The following is a 14,231-nucleotide window of genomic DNA, read 5'->3' as shown; positions in this document are numbered from 1 at the left end:
CGTGACGGCGGAGAGGTTAAGAATCAAACAGTCAGCTGCCGTACGCTTCTTTCCCCAAAAGGCCGACAAAGCCCGCCCGGCGTTATTCGGCCAGCACGCGTGTCGAGGGGAAGGTGATCTCGACCATCGTGCCGCGCCCGGGCGTCGATTCGATGCTGAAATTGGCGCGGTTTGCCTCGGCCATGGCCTTGGTCAATGGCAGGCCGAGCCCGGTACCGTCGGTGCGTGCATGGCGCGGCGTGGTAATCTGCTTGTAGGGCCGCAGCGCCTGCTCGACCTCCTGCCGCGTCATGCCGATGCCAGTGTCGCGAACCCGCAGCAATACGTCTCCGCTGGCCTCATAGTTCGTTGAAACGATGACTTGCCCCCCCGGTCCGGTAAAACGGACGGCGTTCGACAAGAGGTTGAGTGCGATCTGCGTGATGGACCGATGGTCGGCCACGATATCAGGAAGGCGCGACGTCAGGCTCGAGCGGATGATGACGCGCTCGCGGTTTGCCTGGGGCTGCATGATGGCGACAGCTTCGGTCAGCGCATCGTTGAGCGAGACGGCCTCGAAGTCCATCTCGACGGCCCCGGCCTCTATCTTCGAAATGTCGAGGAGATCGTTGACAAGCGAGAGCACATGGTTGCCCGACCGGCTGATATCCTTCAGGTAATCGCGGTAGCGCTCGCTGCCGATGGGCCCGAATTTTTCGTCGGCCATCAACTCCGAAAAGCCGATGATCGCGTTGAGTGGCGTGCGGATTTCATGGCTGATGCGGGCAAGAAACTCGCTCTTCTGGCTCGACGTGCGCTCGGCTTCGCGTCTTGCGCTGACAAGCTCTTCTTCTGCCCGCTTCCAATGGGTGATGTCACGCAGGACCGCGCAATAGCCCTTCGAGACATCGAGCTTGCCGATGGTCATGAACAGCGGAATGAACCGGCCCTGGCTCTCGCGGCCGATAACCTCGCGGCCGTCATTGAGGAGGCTCGCGACGCCGTTCTCCGAGAGGCTGTTCAGATAATCCATGGCGGCGCGCTGGCTCTCGATCGCAAAGAGCAGCGAGAAGGGTTTCCCCGACACATCCTCCGGCTCATAGCCGAAAAGCGCCGCCGCCGAATGGTTGATCGAGCGAATCGAACCCGCCGCGTCGAGCAGGACCACGCCATCGGTGGCGGTATCGAGAATGGCGTCGAGTTCATCGATGCGCGTCTGAAGTTCGAGCCGCTCTTCATCGCCAATGACGCGCGGCGCAGCGGCCGGCTGCGGCGAGAGCGCAAGGAGCAGTGCGCGCTCGCCGTCGTCGTCCCAGCGCACGGCCTGAAGGTGCGCCGCAACGCGCAAGATCGTACCATCGCTGCGGTGCAGGGATGTACCAGCTTCATCGCCGTCGTCAGCATCCTGTGGCGCATCGGCAAAGAGCGCGCCAAGGCCGCCGGCGTCGTTGATCGCCTCCAGCGTCCCGTAGGCCAACGCATCGAGAAGCGCCGGATTGGCATAGAGGATTTGCCCGTTGCGGTGGATGAGAACCGGCAGGGGCAGGGCTGCCAGGATGGACGTATCGACCCCCTTGCGGGCCTGCTCGCTGATCCGCCCGGCAAATGTACCGCCATGCCCCGCAACCTCGACTGCATCATCCCCGCGCGACGAGACGGCAAATCCCGGTCCGACGAGTTCGGCGTCGGGCACCATATCGGCAGCGGCGAAGGATTCGGCCTGTCGAGGCGTCACATCGACTGGAGCGGCTGGTTCGTGGGTTTCGTCCTTCGGCCGGGGCGATTCAGCCAGTACCTCGCGGCGCAGCCGCTCGGCGATCTCACGGAATGCATTGCGTTCCGCATCGTTGAGGCGGCCCTCATTGCGGGGCGGGCGCTGCGTATTCAAGGATATGACATTATCGCCTGCGGTCGGCGCAATATCGAGCACGGGAGTCTCGGGGCCAAAATCCTCAGAGGGAGAGACCTCGACGGCTTGCGTTTCCGCCGGACCGGCGCGATTACCGAGCGCAAGGCCCGTTGCTCTCGGGTCCGTTTCGGTTTCGCTCATCCGGGCGACGCCAAACCCGCGAAAACCCATGAAGGTTCGATCGCGCGAATAGATCGGAAGTGCCGCGAGCTCGATCGGCGCGCGCAGGTCCGTTCCCTCGATCGGCCAGAATACGGTACGGCCGGACCAGGTGTCGCGGCGTTCGAGCAATGAAGCGATCTCCTCGCTCTCGGCAAAGGCGTAGTCGGAGGCAACCTCGCGGAACGACCGGCCGACGATGGCGGCAGAGGCAGGGCCGACGGCCCTTGCGAGTTCGGGCGAGATTTCATTGAAGCGCGCATCGGCATCGACCTTCCACACGAAACGCACCGGCGCATCGGAAGGCACATAGCGGAAGTGTTCCACTTTGTCGGAATCGACTGGATCCTCATCGCGTGCGGCACTGGAAGCGTCTGTCTGCGGCCGATGGGGCGCAGGCCCGGCGGGCTTGGTTGCTGCAACCGGGCCAGTCTCGATGAGGGGCAGTGACTTTTGCTCCACGGCTTGGCGTTGCCCGGCCGGTTTTCCTTCATCGATCGCCGCAGCCTCCGCCTCGACGGCAAAAAGCAGGTGCAGGGCAGGGCTGTCCGTCAGCCGCGCAATTCCGGTCGGAACGACACCGCTCGCGGTCTTGACGGGACGCTTCACGAGACGATTGCGTTCGTGGCGCACATCGCGCACCAGATCGCCGAGTACGCGTTCACCGAGGCCAAGCCTCACGAAATGCTCCGAGGCGGCCATGACCTTGCCGAAGGCGTCGAGTATGGCGGCGTGGGTCGTCTGGTCGCCGAAGCCCTGGATCGCCCGGGCCGCAGCCTGTTGATCCGAACCTTTGCGATCGCCATCGTTGATGGTCAACAAAATGGCGCGTTCCCCGCGCGGCAGGGCGATGTCGCTTGCCTGAAAGGTGAGGATGCGGCTGGCGAGACCATGCGCGACGCGCAGGGAAACGATACGCCCATGGCCGATTGCCGGAAAACCTTCGAGCGCCATTAACTGGCGCCGTGCGCGCACGTCAAAAACCTGATCGCTGCCGAGGATGTCGTCGATGGAGCCATATCCCAGCATCGCAGCCCCGGGACCGTTCGCCCAGATGATCGAGCCGAGGTCAGGCGCGACGACCACCAGCGCATCGCCATTGGCAAAGTGCTCGCGAATATCGTCGAGAACCGCAATGTCGATGAAAGGATAGGTACCAAACGCCATGTGCCGACCAGCTACTCCCAGAGCGAACGATCGCATTCATGCGGCCGTCTTAATACTTTGTTAATAATGGTGCGGCCGCCGCCCGTCCACTCGCAGCCCCTTATCTTACATGCCTTTCTCTTGGTTTAGTTAACTTCGGGCCGGGCCGGCCAGCCATCCACATAATAATTTCGATTGAGAAAACAGGCATTTAATTGTGCGCTGCAAAAGAAATGTTGCAATGCACAAAAAAATGGATTATATCGGGGTCATCAAATCAGATGCAGACGGAAGAACCATCTGCACAAGGAAGGATCCACTGTAATGAGCAAGACCACCAAACAGACTGCTGATGCGTTCTCGATCCCTGCTTTCGATGCCACCGCTGTAACCGACCAGGTTCGCGAATTCACCGAGAAGGGCGTTGCCCAGTCCAAGGAAGCTTATGCCAAGATCAAGGATCAGGCCGAAGCTGCTCAGAAGACCCTCGAATCCACTTTCGAAACTGCACAGTCGAACACTGCTGCTCTTTCGCTGAAGGCACTGGCTGCCCTGCGCGCCAACACCGAAGCCAGCTTCGCTCATATCGAAGCGCTGATCGGCGTGAAGTCCTTTGGTGAAGTGATCGAACTGCAGAGCGCATTCGTTCGCAAGCAGGCAGAAGCCTTTACCGGCCAGGCCAAGGAATTCCAGGCTGTCGCCACCAAGGCCGCTGAAGAAATCGCGGCGCCGGTCAAGTCGGCTGTCGAGAAGGCCTTCAAGGACGTCAAGGTCGCCTAACAGGCTACTGACAATCAAAAAGCTCCGTTGGCACTCCTCCTCCCAGCCATCGGAGACGCGAGACCCGGTCCCTCCCTCCCTCGGGGGCTCGCATTGATGGAAAAGGCCGGATTAAACTCCGGCCTTTTCTTTTTTCTGTGAGTTTTTGCCTTTGTTGCATCGAGCGCTTGCAAAAAGCGTCAATCCTCCGTATGTGACGCCTGTCAAAAATCATGACGGTACGCGGTCGTAGCTCAGTTGGTTAGAGCGCAGGATTGTGGCTCCTGAGGTCGGTGGTTCGAGCCCACCCGACCGTACCATTCCCACTCCAAAATCACTGTTGATGAGAAATCTGTCTTACTTGTCGCCAAAAGTCGGTTCTATTTTAGTAACCGCCAGGGTTTTGCGTTGCGCGTTCTGAACCGTTTCGCCGATTGGATAAGTCCAGAAATCACCGGCTTGCGCGCAGTCGGTTTCTGAAGGACCGGCCCCGCTTTCATCCGCCGCCAAGTTCTTCAGATCGAAGTTCAGGTATTTTGCCACAAGCTTGGAATAGTCATCATTGGCGTCGGCAACGACGCCGTAGTCCTTGGATTGAGCCAGTTTGACGGCAGCCAGCATTTTGGATGAGGTGTCCTTGCAAGGGAGCGTAAGGACCGATGGCTGGTTGGCACTGGTCACGATGAATCCGGATTTATCGGCATCGTATGTCCACTTGGCCGCGAGGCCGATCGATATGGGCGGGATTGGCCGGCCCGGAACGGAGCATTCGTCCGTGGGTTCGGGCGCAATCTTGGTGACCTCCAACGGTATTGACGGTCCGGACGGGCAGATGAAAAATTGCACGGTGGTCGCGCTGGTTTCGAAGTAGTAGCCGCGTTCGAGGTTGCCCTCGGTGTGAACACCGAACTTACGTTTTCCTATGGCAGCAAAGGTCCCCGCTTTATAGGTGGAGAAAAATGTCTCCCAATCCTTGCCCGCAATGTTGTCCTGCGCCAAGGCGCTCGTACCAATGAAGGCGAATGTCGAGATCGCAAGGAGCATGGTCTTCATCGCTTGAACTCCCTTAATGGCAAAAAACCAGTCCCGTCATTCGATTGGACCAGAAGCAGGCCTTCCGTGGGCGTCGCCCGGCATACGGCATAGGTATATTTGTCTGTCGTAAGGATGTGCAGTAGCCCCGTTCTGCATCGTTCAAAGCGAAGCGCGGTACTCGCTGACATTTCAAATTCATATTTGGAGAAGGGCGCCTTGAAGCTTACCCAGGCCGTGTCTCCGCTCAAGACCTTCTCGCTACGCTGATCCGCCGCAACCTGTGCGATCTTGTTGATCAGCAATCCCGCCACAAAAACCCCGATGATCATTATGACTGCGAGACCGCTTCGCGTGGCGATCACGGACTTTAGTTTGGCATCACTTAGTGCGAGCAGCGCCACAATCGCCAGTCCGATCGATGCAAGGAGAAAAACCGGATTGGAAAACACGTTGAAGGAATAAGAAAGCACGATTGGAATCGGCAGATCGACCTCGTGCACCGAGATCGAAAATTTTGCGAGGTAGGCCGATAAATAAGCGATGCCCGCGAAGTAGGCCAACACAAGCGGGGCTGTTGCCGCGATGACTTCCAGTATTTTCTCGTTCAGTTTGTCCAAATCTTCGGACCCTTCGCCGGAAACACGTGGCAACCTAATTGTCAAAACCCGCGAGCGTGTGACGCTTCATGCCTGCAGTCAGCACGAACCGGAGGGCGTGCTACCTTGGCCGGTCGTGCATGGGTCGCCATCGTGGCCACGTCCCTTGCCACTGTTTCCGCCGCTGCCGCCTTTTCCGCCTCCAGAGCCACCGCCGCCGCCTTTGCCGCCGCCGCCGCCGCCCCCACCACCACCTCCGCCACCGCCACCGCCACCGCCACCGCCGCCTTTAGCGGCAGTGATCTCCACGGCATAGGTACATGCGAGGATTGCGCCGGCGATGATCAATACGCGGCGCGACAGATGTGATTGACGTGAATGTTCGTCGGATGTCTTTCCCATGATCCCCTCCAGTTGACGGATGATTTGGTGAAAGCCTGTCCCTCAAGACCTCCATCAGAAGCAGCATCCGAGCCCCGTCATTATGGACCGCAATTTCGGGAATGCATGTTGCTCTATCGGGCTACACCGATGGGACAGTTCACCGCCTCGTCATAATGTTTGCTGGCACTCGTGTTTCGTGCCAATGAAAGCGCCATGCGTATATTGCTCGTAGAAGACACGCGCGATGTGGGGGAAGCCATCTGCAAGCGTTTTGAGGCGACCGGCCATGCGGTCGATTGGGAAACCAATGGGCGCGACGCAGCTGAGATCATCGACTTCACGGACTATGCGCTGGTTATCCTCGACGTGATGCTGCCCGGTATGAACGGCTTTGAGATCCTCAAGCATATCCGCAAGTCCGGCAATGCGGTGCCGGTCCTTGTCCTGACCGCCCGCTCCGAAATCGACGATCGCGTTGGTGCGCTTGATCTCGGCGCCGATGATTATCTGGTCAAGCCTTTCGATTTTCGCGAGCTCGAAGCGCGTGCGCGCGTTCTTATGCGGCGGCGCACCGGCGGGGAAGCAACCAATCTCATCAAATGCGGCGATATCGCCGTTGATCGGGCCGCGCGCTCCGTCCATGTCGGCAAGCGCGAAGTTCAACTCAAACGCCGCGAATTGACCTTGCTGGAAGTGCTCGTGGCGCGTCCTGGCCGCGTTTTCAGCAAGGATGAGTTGCTCGATCAGATTTTCGGGTTCGATGAAGCTGCCAATGCCAATGCGATCGAACTCTATATCGGCCGGTTGCGCAAGAAGCTCGAAGGCGCAAAGGCGCGCATCGTGACTGTGCGCGGCCTCGGCTACCAACTGGTTTCCGACGATGCGCCGTGAACCGTCGCTTTTTGCCCGACTTGCCCGGCGTATTTCCGTCGTTCTCGGCATCGGCGCGGCCTTGCTCGTGACTGCCGCCTGGTACTATGCGGAAACGGCCGCCAACAAGGCCTACGACCGCCTCCTCGTCGGCGCCGCACTTCAGATGTCCGAGAGTCTTGCTGTCGAGGACGGAATATTGACGGTGCGCCTGCCGACCTCGGCCTTCGAGCTTCTCGGCCTTGCCGAACGCGACCGGATTTTCTACCGCGTCATCAATACGCATGGTGAGACGCTGACCGGTTATGACGACCTCGAAAGCCCGGTTCCGCTCGATCGCATCGAAGACGTATCGAACGCGGAAGAGGGGTTCTACAAGGGCGAGCCCGTCCGCATTGCCAGTGCCAAGCGCGTCCTTGCGGACCCCGCTGTTTCAGGCGAGGCTTTTGTCATTGTTGCGCAGACAAACGAGGCCCGCTCGGCGCTGACTCGGGAATTGACGCTCCGCGCGACCATTCTCGTGCTCGTCATGAGCCTCCTCGCCTTCGTCGGCGCGATGCTGGCAATTCGTTATGCGCTGCAGCCCGTCGAACATCTCGGCACGGCGGTGCGGCGGCGCGATCCGCATGATTTGACACCCGTTACTGTCGATGTTCCGCGTGAACTCGATCCTTTCGTCGGGTCGATCAATCACTTCATGGGTCGTCTTAATGAGCGTGTCGATCTCTTGCAGCGCTTCATCGCTGATGCCGCACATCAGATCCGCACCCCGCTGACAGCGCTTTCGGCGCAGATCGACCTCCTTGGCGGCGACAAACTCGACAAGGCCGGGCGTCAGCACTACGAACGCGTGCAGGAGCGCGCGGGGGAGCTGGCACGCCTTACCAATCAGTTGCTGAGCCACGCCATGGTCATTCACCGGGCGGATTCTGTGCAACTTGAGCCGATCAGTCTGGTCGATGTGGCGCGGCGCGCCTATCGCGCCGCCATTCCGATTACTGTCGATCCGGATATCGTCATCTCCTTCGAAGCGCCCGACGAGCGTCCATTTGTCCTTGGCGACGCGGTGAGCCTGCGCGAAGCGATCGTCAATGTCATCGACAACGCCTTGCGGCACGGGGCCAAACACCGTCTGGAAGTGCGCGTTCGCACAAACGATGACGAGGCTTTCGTCGAAGTCGAAGATGACGGGCCCGGTATTCCCCCTGAAGGCTGGGAAAAGGCGACGCAGCGCTTTGCTACCTCCAAGTCACACGAAGGAAGTTCGGGGCTCGGCTTTGCCATTGCACTTGAAGTTGCCAAGGCCCACGGCGGCACGTTGAGCTTCCGCGCGCGCGACGAAAGGGGATTTACGGTGATACTTGCGCTTCCGCTTTTGAAGGGTGGTACATCATGATCCGGATAATCCTCGCAAGCCTCGTCGTCGCCTTCAGCGTCTCGCTCGCGAAAGCTGCGGACGACGACAAGACGGTGTTTCCGGCGAGCGGTGTTGAGACAGGCCGTTTGACGATCTATTCGACCACCGATCTCGTGGCGATGAAACCATTGATCGAGGATTTTCAGAAATCGTCGCCGGGCATCACCATCAACTATATCGAATATCTGACCAACGAACTGAATTCGCTTGCGAGCGAGGCCTGCCGCAAGGGCGAGCCGCTTGGTGATCTGCTCCTGTCTTCCTCCGTGGATCAATTGGTAAAGCTTGCCAATGACGGCTGCGCGACGGCTCACCGATCCCCGGAAACGGCAAGGGTCGCCGAATGGGCCAATTGGCGCGACGAGGTTTTCGGCTTTACCTATGAACCGGCTGTTTTCGTCTACAACAACCGTTTGGTTCCAGCCAATGAAGTGCCGCGCACCCACGTCGAACTCGCGGACCTTTTGCGCGAACGCCTCGACTACTATCGCGGGCGCGTCGGCACCTATGATATTCGCTTGTCGGGTATCGGCTATCTTCTTGCTTTCAACGATGCGCGCCAGACGACCACCGTTTTTGGCCGGCTGCTCGAGAGCATGGCGCGTGCTGCGGCGGTGGCGCGTTGCTGCACCGGCGAAATCATCGAGGAAGTCGCCAAGGGCAATCTCTATATCGGCTACAACATGCTGGGGTCCTATGCCTATGAGGCGGCGCTGCGCCATCCGCAACTGCGCATCGTCGTGCCGCGCGATTACACGCTGGTTCTCAGCCGTGGCGCGCTCATCCCGAAAGCCGCCAAACAAGCCGAACTCGGCGCACAATTCCTCGATTTCTTGCTTTCCGAACGGGGACAGGCAATCGCGCGAAGCAACGCCTTCTATTTTACGGAAACCGGTGGGCTGCCGCCCGATGTCGACGGGCCGCAGAATATGAAGGAGTCCGGCATCGCCCAGCCGATCCGCATCGGCCCGGCACTGCTTGCGGTGCAGGATCGCGCCCAGCGCCAGCAATTTATCGACGATTGGTCACAATCACTGATCGAACTCAATAGTCCTGACTGGACGCGGGAATAGTCAGAAAAGCGAGCCCTGCGAGCCGCTTGGCACTGGCGGCTTCTTGGCCGGGGCAGGGGCAGGCCGTTCGGGTTTTGGCTTGGCCGGGCGCTCGCTTGCCTCCGTGGCGACGGCCTGCACGTCGCCGTCCTGAAAACGTAGCGTGAGGTCATCGCCACCGGCAATGTCCAGTGCCCGCTTTATCGGAGCACCTGAGGGGTCGAGCACAATCGCAAAGCCGCGTTCCAGCACGCTTGCATGCGATAGCGTGCGCATCAGCCGTTCGAGTTCAAAGCTTTTCCGTTTCGCGCGGTCGAGCCGAAGATCGATCGATTGACCAAGCCGCCGGTCCAATTGCTGCAGATGCTGACGTCCGCGCTCGGTCCGGCGTCCGGTCGCTTCGATCGAAAGGCGGCCAGTCCGTCGGTGATAGAGCGCCCGAAGATCGCGCACGAAGACATCGAGTGCACGCGGCAAACGAACAGCAAGTATGCCGGTCTCGCGCCGCTTTTCACGCAACCTGTGTTGGAGCAGGCGCGGTGACAATTGCCGGGCCCGCCCGTCGAAATGAGCGCGTTTCCCCTGGGTGTTCGCCTGGAGCGCGCGGGAAAGACGCGCGGCGGTCTCGTCGAAATGCCGTCGCGGCAAAGCCAGCAATTGATCCGCCGACGGCAACGCCCGCGAAAGGGCGCGCTGCGTTTCGCGGCGGCGGTTCAAATAGCGCGACATGCTTGAGGCGAGCCGCGCACCCATCATGGCGATGTGCGCCGCAAGGTCTGCTTTTACCGGCACGGCCATCTCCGCCGCGCCTGTCGGTGTCGGCGCCCGCACATCCGCGGCAAGGTCGATCAGCGTCCAGTCGGTTTCGTGCCCGACCGCCGAAATGACCGGAATGCGCGAGGCCGCGACCGCACGCACTACGGCTTCATCGTTGAACCCCCAAAGGTCTTCAAGGCTTCCGCCGCCGCGCGCGATGATAAGCACATCAGGGCGAGGCAGAGCACCGCCGTCCAGGCCGTTGAAGCCATTGATCGCATTGGCAACTTCCATGCCGGAGGTCTCGCCCTGCACGCGGACCGGCCAGACCAGGACGTGCAATGGGAAACGGTCGGTGATCCGGTGGATGATATCGCGAATGACCGCGCCCGTCGGTGAAGTGACGACGCCGATGATGCGCGGCATGAAGGGGAGGGCCCGCTTCGCCGAAGCATCGAACAGGCCTTCTGCGCCGAGCCTGCGCTTGCGCTCTTCGAGAAGCGCCATCAGCGCGCCGGCACCCGCTGGCTCCATCTGCTCGATGACGATCTGGTATTTGGATGAACCCGGATAGGTGGTCAGTTTGCCGGTGGCAATGACTTCCATGCCTTCTTCCGGCTGGAAGCGAAGGCGGTTCATGGAACTGCGCCAGATCACCGCTTCAATACGGGCCTTGTCGTCCTTCAGCGAAAAATAGGCATGGCCGGACGAATGCGGTCCACGATAGCCGGAAATCTCCCCGCGCACGCGCACATGGCCAAAAGCATCTTCAACGGTGCGCTTGAGCGCGCCGGATATCTCGGAGACGGTATATTCGGCGGCATTGGTGGCAGATTCGGGCACTTCGCTCATGACGTATAACTATCGGGGCCAGAAACAAGGTCAAGTCTCGCCCAACCATCGATTGCGCCATTGTCAGCCGACGCGATATCGCCTTTAACTTGGGAAAAAAGGAATCGTCATGTCTGCAACAGCCTCCCTAACCGCCAAGCGACTGAAATTGCGCCATTATCTGCTAATCGGAGCGCTGATGATCGCTGCCGCTGCCGCGATCCTTTTGTGGATGGGCCGCAATCCGATATGTACCTGCGGTACAATTAAGCTGTGGGTGGGCGAGACGAACTCGTCCGACAATTCGCAGCACATCGCCGATTGGTACACGCTGTCGCATATCATTCATGGCTTCCTGTTCTACGGTCTGCTTTGGCTTGTCGCCCGCAGGACGCCGCTTGGGGCGCGGCTCTTGATCGCAATTCTGATCGAAGCGTCCTGGGAGATATTCGAGAACACCGACATGGTCATCAATCGCTACCGCGAGGCCACGATTGCTCTGGGCTACGTCGGCGACAGTGTCCTGAATTCCGTATCCGACATCCTGTTCATGGTCATCGGCTTCTTTTTTGCGGCCCGCGCGCCCATCTGGCTGACCGTGGTTTTGGCGATCTTCTTCGAGCTTCTGGCTGCGTGGGTGATACGCGACAACCTTACGCTCAACGTCTTGATGCTGCTTTATCCCCTCGACGCGGTCAAAGCCTGGCAAGGCGCAATGTAAGCGTCTACTTACCAGCCCGGCGCGAGTTCCGTGGCGCGCACCTGGCGCAGTCGCTGGTTCGCAAGGATCGGAGCCGCGGCCTGGGTCAACGTGACCGGCGTCGGCATCGACAGGTTGTCGAGGCTTTCGACGATATGCTGTGCCAGCGCATCGACGATCGCCGAGGGCTTGGTATGCCCGCGCATGATGCCGATGCCGAACTCCGGCAACCGGCCGAAACCATCGGCCTCGGTCAGGACGCGCATGCCTGGACGCAAGGCACATTCCGGCAGGATGGAGACGGCAAGGCCCGCAAGGACGGCTGCCGCCAGCACGGTTGCCGACCAGCTGGTGAAGAGGATGCGGTAGTCGTGGTTCATCCGGTCGAGAACGTCGATGGCGGCAGCACGCCAGATGCAGGTCGGCCGGCCGACTGCGAGCGGCAAAACAAGCTCCTCATGGACATTGTGATGCGCGGACGTTACCCAAAGTAATTGCTCGCTGCGCACCACTTCCGATCGCCGCTGTTCGTCGCACTGGGTGACAAGTGCAATATCGAGCTGGCCCTTGCGGATCATCTCGTCGAGATTGACGGTGGGCTCGCATACGACGGACAGTTCGACCCGCGGGTTGGAGCGCGAGAAACGCGCCATGATTTCGGGCAAGAAGCGATCGGCATAGTCGTCGGGCGTGCCAATGCGGATGTGACCCTGCAACTGCGTATCATCAAAAGCGGCGATGGTTTCATTGTTGAGCTGGAGCATGCGCCGCGCATAGGCGAGGAGGCGCTCGCCGTCCTCGGTCAGCCGATTCGTGCGCCCATCCCGTTCGAACAGCGCCTTTGCGACCCGTTCTTCGAGGCGGCGCATCTGCATCGAGACCGCGGACTGTGTCTTGTTCACCTTGTCGGCGGCTTTGGTGAAGCTGCCAAGGTCGGCGATTGCTGTAAATGTCTGCAACTGGTCAAGATCGAGCGGTGCGTTCATGGTCGTGCTCCCAGGCGGCTCATCCATCATTATTATTGAACGTTTACATTAAAAACATTCGTTTGAATAATCAATTCTTATGGATCATTCTGAGGATGTTCAGGAAGCGCTGGCAACGATAGGCCAAGCGTGATGCGTGGGAATGGTTCCTGCGCGGTTTAACTTTCTTGATCAGCGCCACCAAAGGAGTAACGGCGATGACGACGACGACCAGATTGACTGAAGTAACCGGTTCCACCCGCCCGACCGCAGGATTTGCGTCGCAAGTGGCCAACTTTGTCACCCGTATGCTCGTCGCTCGCCGCAATCGTAAAACGATTTTGAGCCTTGGCGAATGGAGTGACGAGATGCTGCACGACATCGGCGTCACCCGAGCTGATCTGCATTCGGCTATTGGTACCTCATTGCTCGATGATCCAAGCGAACGCTTGGGTGCGTTGGCTGACATGCGCACCCGCGTGCGCGCTGCCCGCAGCATCGTCTGAGGACCTGACTGGTTAGCAGGCGCCCATTCACGCCGGAATCCCCTCCCGGCGCCTCGCCTGCCTACTGCCCGGCCCACCTTGCATCTGCAGCGTGGCCGGGCTTTTTCTTTTAGCGGTTGCGGTCCATGCCGCGCAGATATTGGTCGAATATCGACTCAAGTCCCTTCTGGTACTGGTCGTTCGCCTGGCGGCCGGTGTCGAACATCTGACCCAGTATGTCTTTCAGTGGATTGTCGGACGGCGCCGGCGGCGCATCGGGATCCGACTGCGCCTGCCGCTGCCTTGCCTGCGGTTGCGGCGGTGGCGTGCCCCGCGGGGCACCGCCGCCCAGCATCTCCTCGAAAATCTTGCCGAGCGGATTGTCGCCAAAAGGATTTTGCCCCTGTGCGGTATCCTCGCTTCCATCGTCTTGCGGCGCGCGGCTGCGTGGTGTCGGTGCCTGCTGGGCGGCACCCGGGAGGCCACCCTTCATCATCTCTTCGAATATCTGGCCGAGCGGATTGTTTCCAAGCGGATTGGCCGATTGTCCTTGGCCCTGCTGCCCGGCCGCACCGCCGCCGAACATGCCTTCCAGGATCTGGCCCCAGGGATTTGCCGAGGCGTCGGGCGCGCTCTGGCGATTGGGGGCCGGCTGACCTCCGCCCATGGCGGCGCCGCCCTGCCGCATCATCTGCTCGATGAGATCGCCGATGACATTGCCGCCGCCGAGCCCTGAGGCTGCGAATTGGCCGGTTGATTTATTGTAAAGTCCACCCATCATCATCGAAGCGATGACCGGCAGCATCTGCCTGAGCGTTTCCGCTCCAAGTCCTGTCATCTGCGCCGCATGGTCGGCGACAGCGCGCGACAAGTCTTTCGAGCCAAACAGCTGACCAAGAATATTATTGCCGTTGGCGATGCCGGACGAATTGAAGGCTGCCTGCGGATTGTCGAAATAATTGGTGTGCTGGCCGGCGGACAGTGCCTGAATGAAAGCGCCGAAGCCCATCGGATCGGCGGCATTTCGCTGCAGTCCTTGGGAGAATGCCGGCATCAGCGCTTGGATGGCGGCGACGGTCTGCTGTTGGGACAGGTTGAACTGACGGGACAGCGCCTCGATATTCTGGCCCCCTTGTCCCTTTAGAAACATGTCTACAAGATTCATGGCGGCGATCCTCCTTCGCACTG

Annotated in this window: 13 protein-coding genes and 1 tRNA gene; 7 read left to right on the top strand and 7 right to left on the bottom strand. The window is 60.1% G+C overall.

Annotated features, from left to right (window positions below):
• Window positions 1-82: 82 nt before the first annotated feature.
• Window positions 83-3,214, bottom strand: a complete 3,132-nt coding sequence (locus BM074_RS03095; RefSeq protein ID WP_091919673.1) for a PAS domain-containing sensor histidine kinase — start codon at window positions 3,212-3,214, stop codon at window positions 83-85.
• Between the two features lie 303 nt (window positions 3,215-3,517).
• On the opposite strand from BM074_RS03095, the gene BM074_RS03090 reads away from it, so the two are divergent.
• Window positions 3,518-3,973 carry a phasin gene (locus tag BM074_RS03090; protein ID WP_027230249.1) on the top strand — a complete coding sequence of 152 codons (456 nt, stop codon included), beginning with the start codon at window positions 3,518-3,520 and terminating at the stop codon, window positions 3,971-3,973.
• A 222-nt stretch (window positions 3,974-4,195) separates the two neighbouring features.
• Window positions 4,196-4,272 (top strand) — tRNA-His (locus BM074_RS03085).
• A 37-nt stretch (window positions 4,273-4,309) separates the two neighbouring features.
• Here BM074_RS03085 and BM074_RS03080 read toward each other — a convergent pair.
• The 3 genes from BM074_RS03080 to BM074_RS22930 all read right to left on the bottom strand — a co-directional run bounded on the left by BM074_RS03080 (window position 4,310) and on the right by BM074_RS22930 (window position 5,985).
• On the bottom strand, window positions 4,310-4,951 hold the full coding sequence (locus BM074_RS03080; protein WP_139217615.1) for a hypothetical protein: 642 nt from the start codon (window positions 4,949-4,951) through the stop codon (window positions 4,310-4,312).
• Window positions 4,952-5,001: 50 nt separating this feature from the next.
• On the bottom strand, window positions 5,002-5,604 hold the full coding sequence (locus BM074_RS03075; protein ID WP_091919669.1) for a hypothetical protein: 603 nt from the start codon (window positions 5,602-5,604) through the stop codon (window positions 5,002-5,004).
• A 78-nt stretch (window positions 5,605-5,682) separates the two neighbouring features.
• Window positions 5,683-5,985 carry a hypothetical protein gene (locus BM074_RS22930; RefSeq protein WP_175498869.1) on the bottom strand — a complete coding sequence of 101 codons (303 nt, stop codon included), beginning with the start codon at window positions 5,983-5,985 and terminating at the stop codon, window positions 5,683-5,685.
• Between the two features lie 195 nt (window positions 5,986-6,180).
• Between BM074_RS22930 and BM074_RS03065 the strand changes: the two genes are divergently transcribed.
• The 3 genes from BM074_RS03065 to BM074_RS03055 are packed head-to-tail and all read left to right on the top strand — an operon-like array spanning window position 6,181 to window position 9,327.
• Complete coding sequence (locus tag BM074_RS03065) at window positions 6,181-6,858, top strand: response regulator transcription factor (protein ID WP_027230246.1); 678 nt, start codon at window positions 6,181-6,183, stop codon at window positions 6,856-6,858.
• Window positions 6,848-8,233, top strand: coding sequence for a sensor histidine kinase (locus tag BM074_RS03060; protein ID WP_091919665.1), 1,386 nt, complete (start codon window positions 6,848-6,850; stop codon window positions 8,231-8,233). The genes BM074_RS03065 and BM074_RS03060 overlap by 11 nt, the downstream gene beginning before the upstream one ends.
• Window positions 8,230-9,327, top strand: a complete 1,098-nt coding sequence (locus BM074_RS03055; protein WP_091919664.1) for an ABC transporter substrate-binding protein — start codon at window positions 8,230-8,232, stop codon at window positions 9,325-9,327. The genes BM074_RS03060 and BM074_RS03055 overlap by 4 nt, the downstream gene beginning before the upstream one ends.
• Here the strand turns inward: BM074_RS03055 and xseA are convergent, their stop codons facing one another.
• A complete protein-coding gene (gene xseA, locus BM074_RS03050; protein WP_091919662.1) occupies window positions 9,328-10,914 on the bottom strand; it encodes an exodeoxyribonuclease VII large subunit in 1,587 nt (528 codons plus the stop codon).
• Between the two features lie 109 nt (window positions 10,915-11,023).
• Between xseA and BM074_RS03045 the strand changes: the two genes are divergently transcribed.
• Window positions 11,024-11,614: a DUF2585 domain-containing protein gene (locus BM074_RS03045; protein ID WP_091919661.1), complete on the top strand. Its 591-nt coding sequence runs from the start codon at window positions 11,024-11,026 to the stop codon at window positions 11,612-11,614.
• An 8-nt stretch (window positions 11,615-11,622) separates the two neighbouring features.
• On the opposite strand, the gene BM074_RS03040 is transcribed toward BM074_RS03045, so the two are convergent.
• Window positions 11,623-12,579, bottom strand: a complete 957-nt coding sequence (locus tag BM074_RS03040) for a LysR substrate-binding domain-containing protein (RefSeq protein WP_027230241.1) — start codon at window positions 12,577-12,579, stop codon at window positions 11,623-11,625.
• Window positions 12,580-12,776: 197 nt separating this feature from the next.
• Between BM074_RS03040 and BM074_RS03035 the strand changes: the two genes are divergently transcribed.
• On the top strand, window positions 12,777-13,064 hold the full coding sequence (locus tag BM074_RS03035; protein WP_051614531.1) for a DUF1127 domain-containing protein: 288 nt from the start codon (window positions 12,777-12,779) through the stop codon (window positions 13,062-13,064).
• A 109-nt stretch (window positions 13,065-13,173) separates the two neighbouring features.
• Here BM074_RS03035 and BM074_RS03030 read toward each other — a convergent pair whose 3' ends face one another.
• Window positions 13,174-14,208, bottom strand: coding sequence for a DUF937 domain-containing protein (locus BM074_RS03030; protein WP_091919658.1), 1,035 nt, complete (start codon window positions 14,206-14,208; stop codon window positions 13,174-13,176).
• Between the last annotated feature and the right edge of the window lie 23 nt (window positions 14,209-14,231).

It is taken from the genome of Phyllobacterium sp. CL33Tsu (assembly GCF_900113985.1).
In the GTDB taxonomy this organism is placed as follows: domain Bacteria; phylum Pseudomonadota; class Alphaproteobacteria; order Rhizobiales; family Rhizobiaceae; genus Phyllobacterium; species Phyllobacterium pellucidum.
The sequence above is the reverse complement of the archived record's forward strand: the minus strand, read 5'-3'. Positions and strand labels throughout refer to the sequence as shown.

Coding starts and splice junctions, on each gene's coding strand:
- BM074_RS03095 (WP_091919673.1), bottom strand. CDS start 3,214: ATGGCGTTTGGTACCTATCCTTTCATCGACATTGCGGTTCTCGACGAT.
- BM074_RS03090 (WP_027230249.1), top strand. CDS start 3,518: ATGAGCAAGACCACCAAACAGACTGCTGATGCGTTCTCGATCCCTGCT.
- BM074_RS22930 (WP_175498869.1), bottom strand. CDS start 5,985: ATGGGAAAGACATCCGACGAACATTCACGTCAATCACATCTGTCGCGC.
- BM074_RS03065 (WP_027230246.1), top strand. CDS start 6,181: ATGCGTATATTGCTCGTAGAAGACACGCGCGATGTGGGGGAAGCCATC.
- BM074_RS03060 (WP_091919665.1), top strand. CDS start 6,848: ATGCGCCGTGAACCGTCGCTTTTTGCCCGACTTGCCCGGCGTATTTCC.
- BM074_RS03055 (WP_091919664.1), top strand. CDS start 8,230: ATGATCCGGATAATCCTCGCAAGCCTCGTCGTCGCCTTCAGCGTCTCG.
- xseA (WP_091919662.1), bottom strand. CDS start 10,914: ATGAGCGAAGTGCCCGAATCTGCCACCAATGCCGCCGAATATACCGTC.
- BM074_RS03045 (WP_091919661.1), top strand. CDS start 11,024: ATGTCTGCAACAGCCTCCCTAACCGCCAAGCGACTGAAATTGCGCCAT.
- BM074_RS03040 (WP_027230241.1), bottom strand. CDS start 12,579: ATGAACGCACCGCTCGATCTTGACCAGTTGCAGACATTTACAGCAATC.
- BM074_RS03035 (WP_051614531.1), top strand. CDS start 12,777: ATGACGACGACGACCAGATTGACTGAAGTAACCGGTTCCACCCGCCCG.
- BM074_RS03030 (WP_091919658.1), bottom strand. CDS start 14,208: ATGAATCTTGTAGACATGTTTCTAAAGGGACAAGGGGGCCAGAATATC.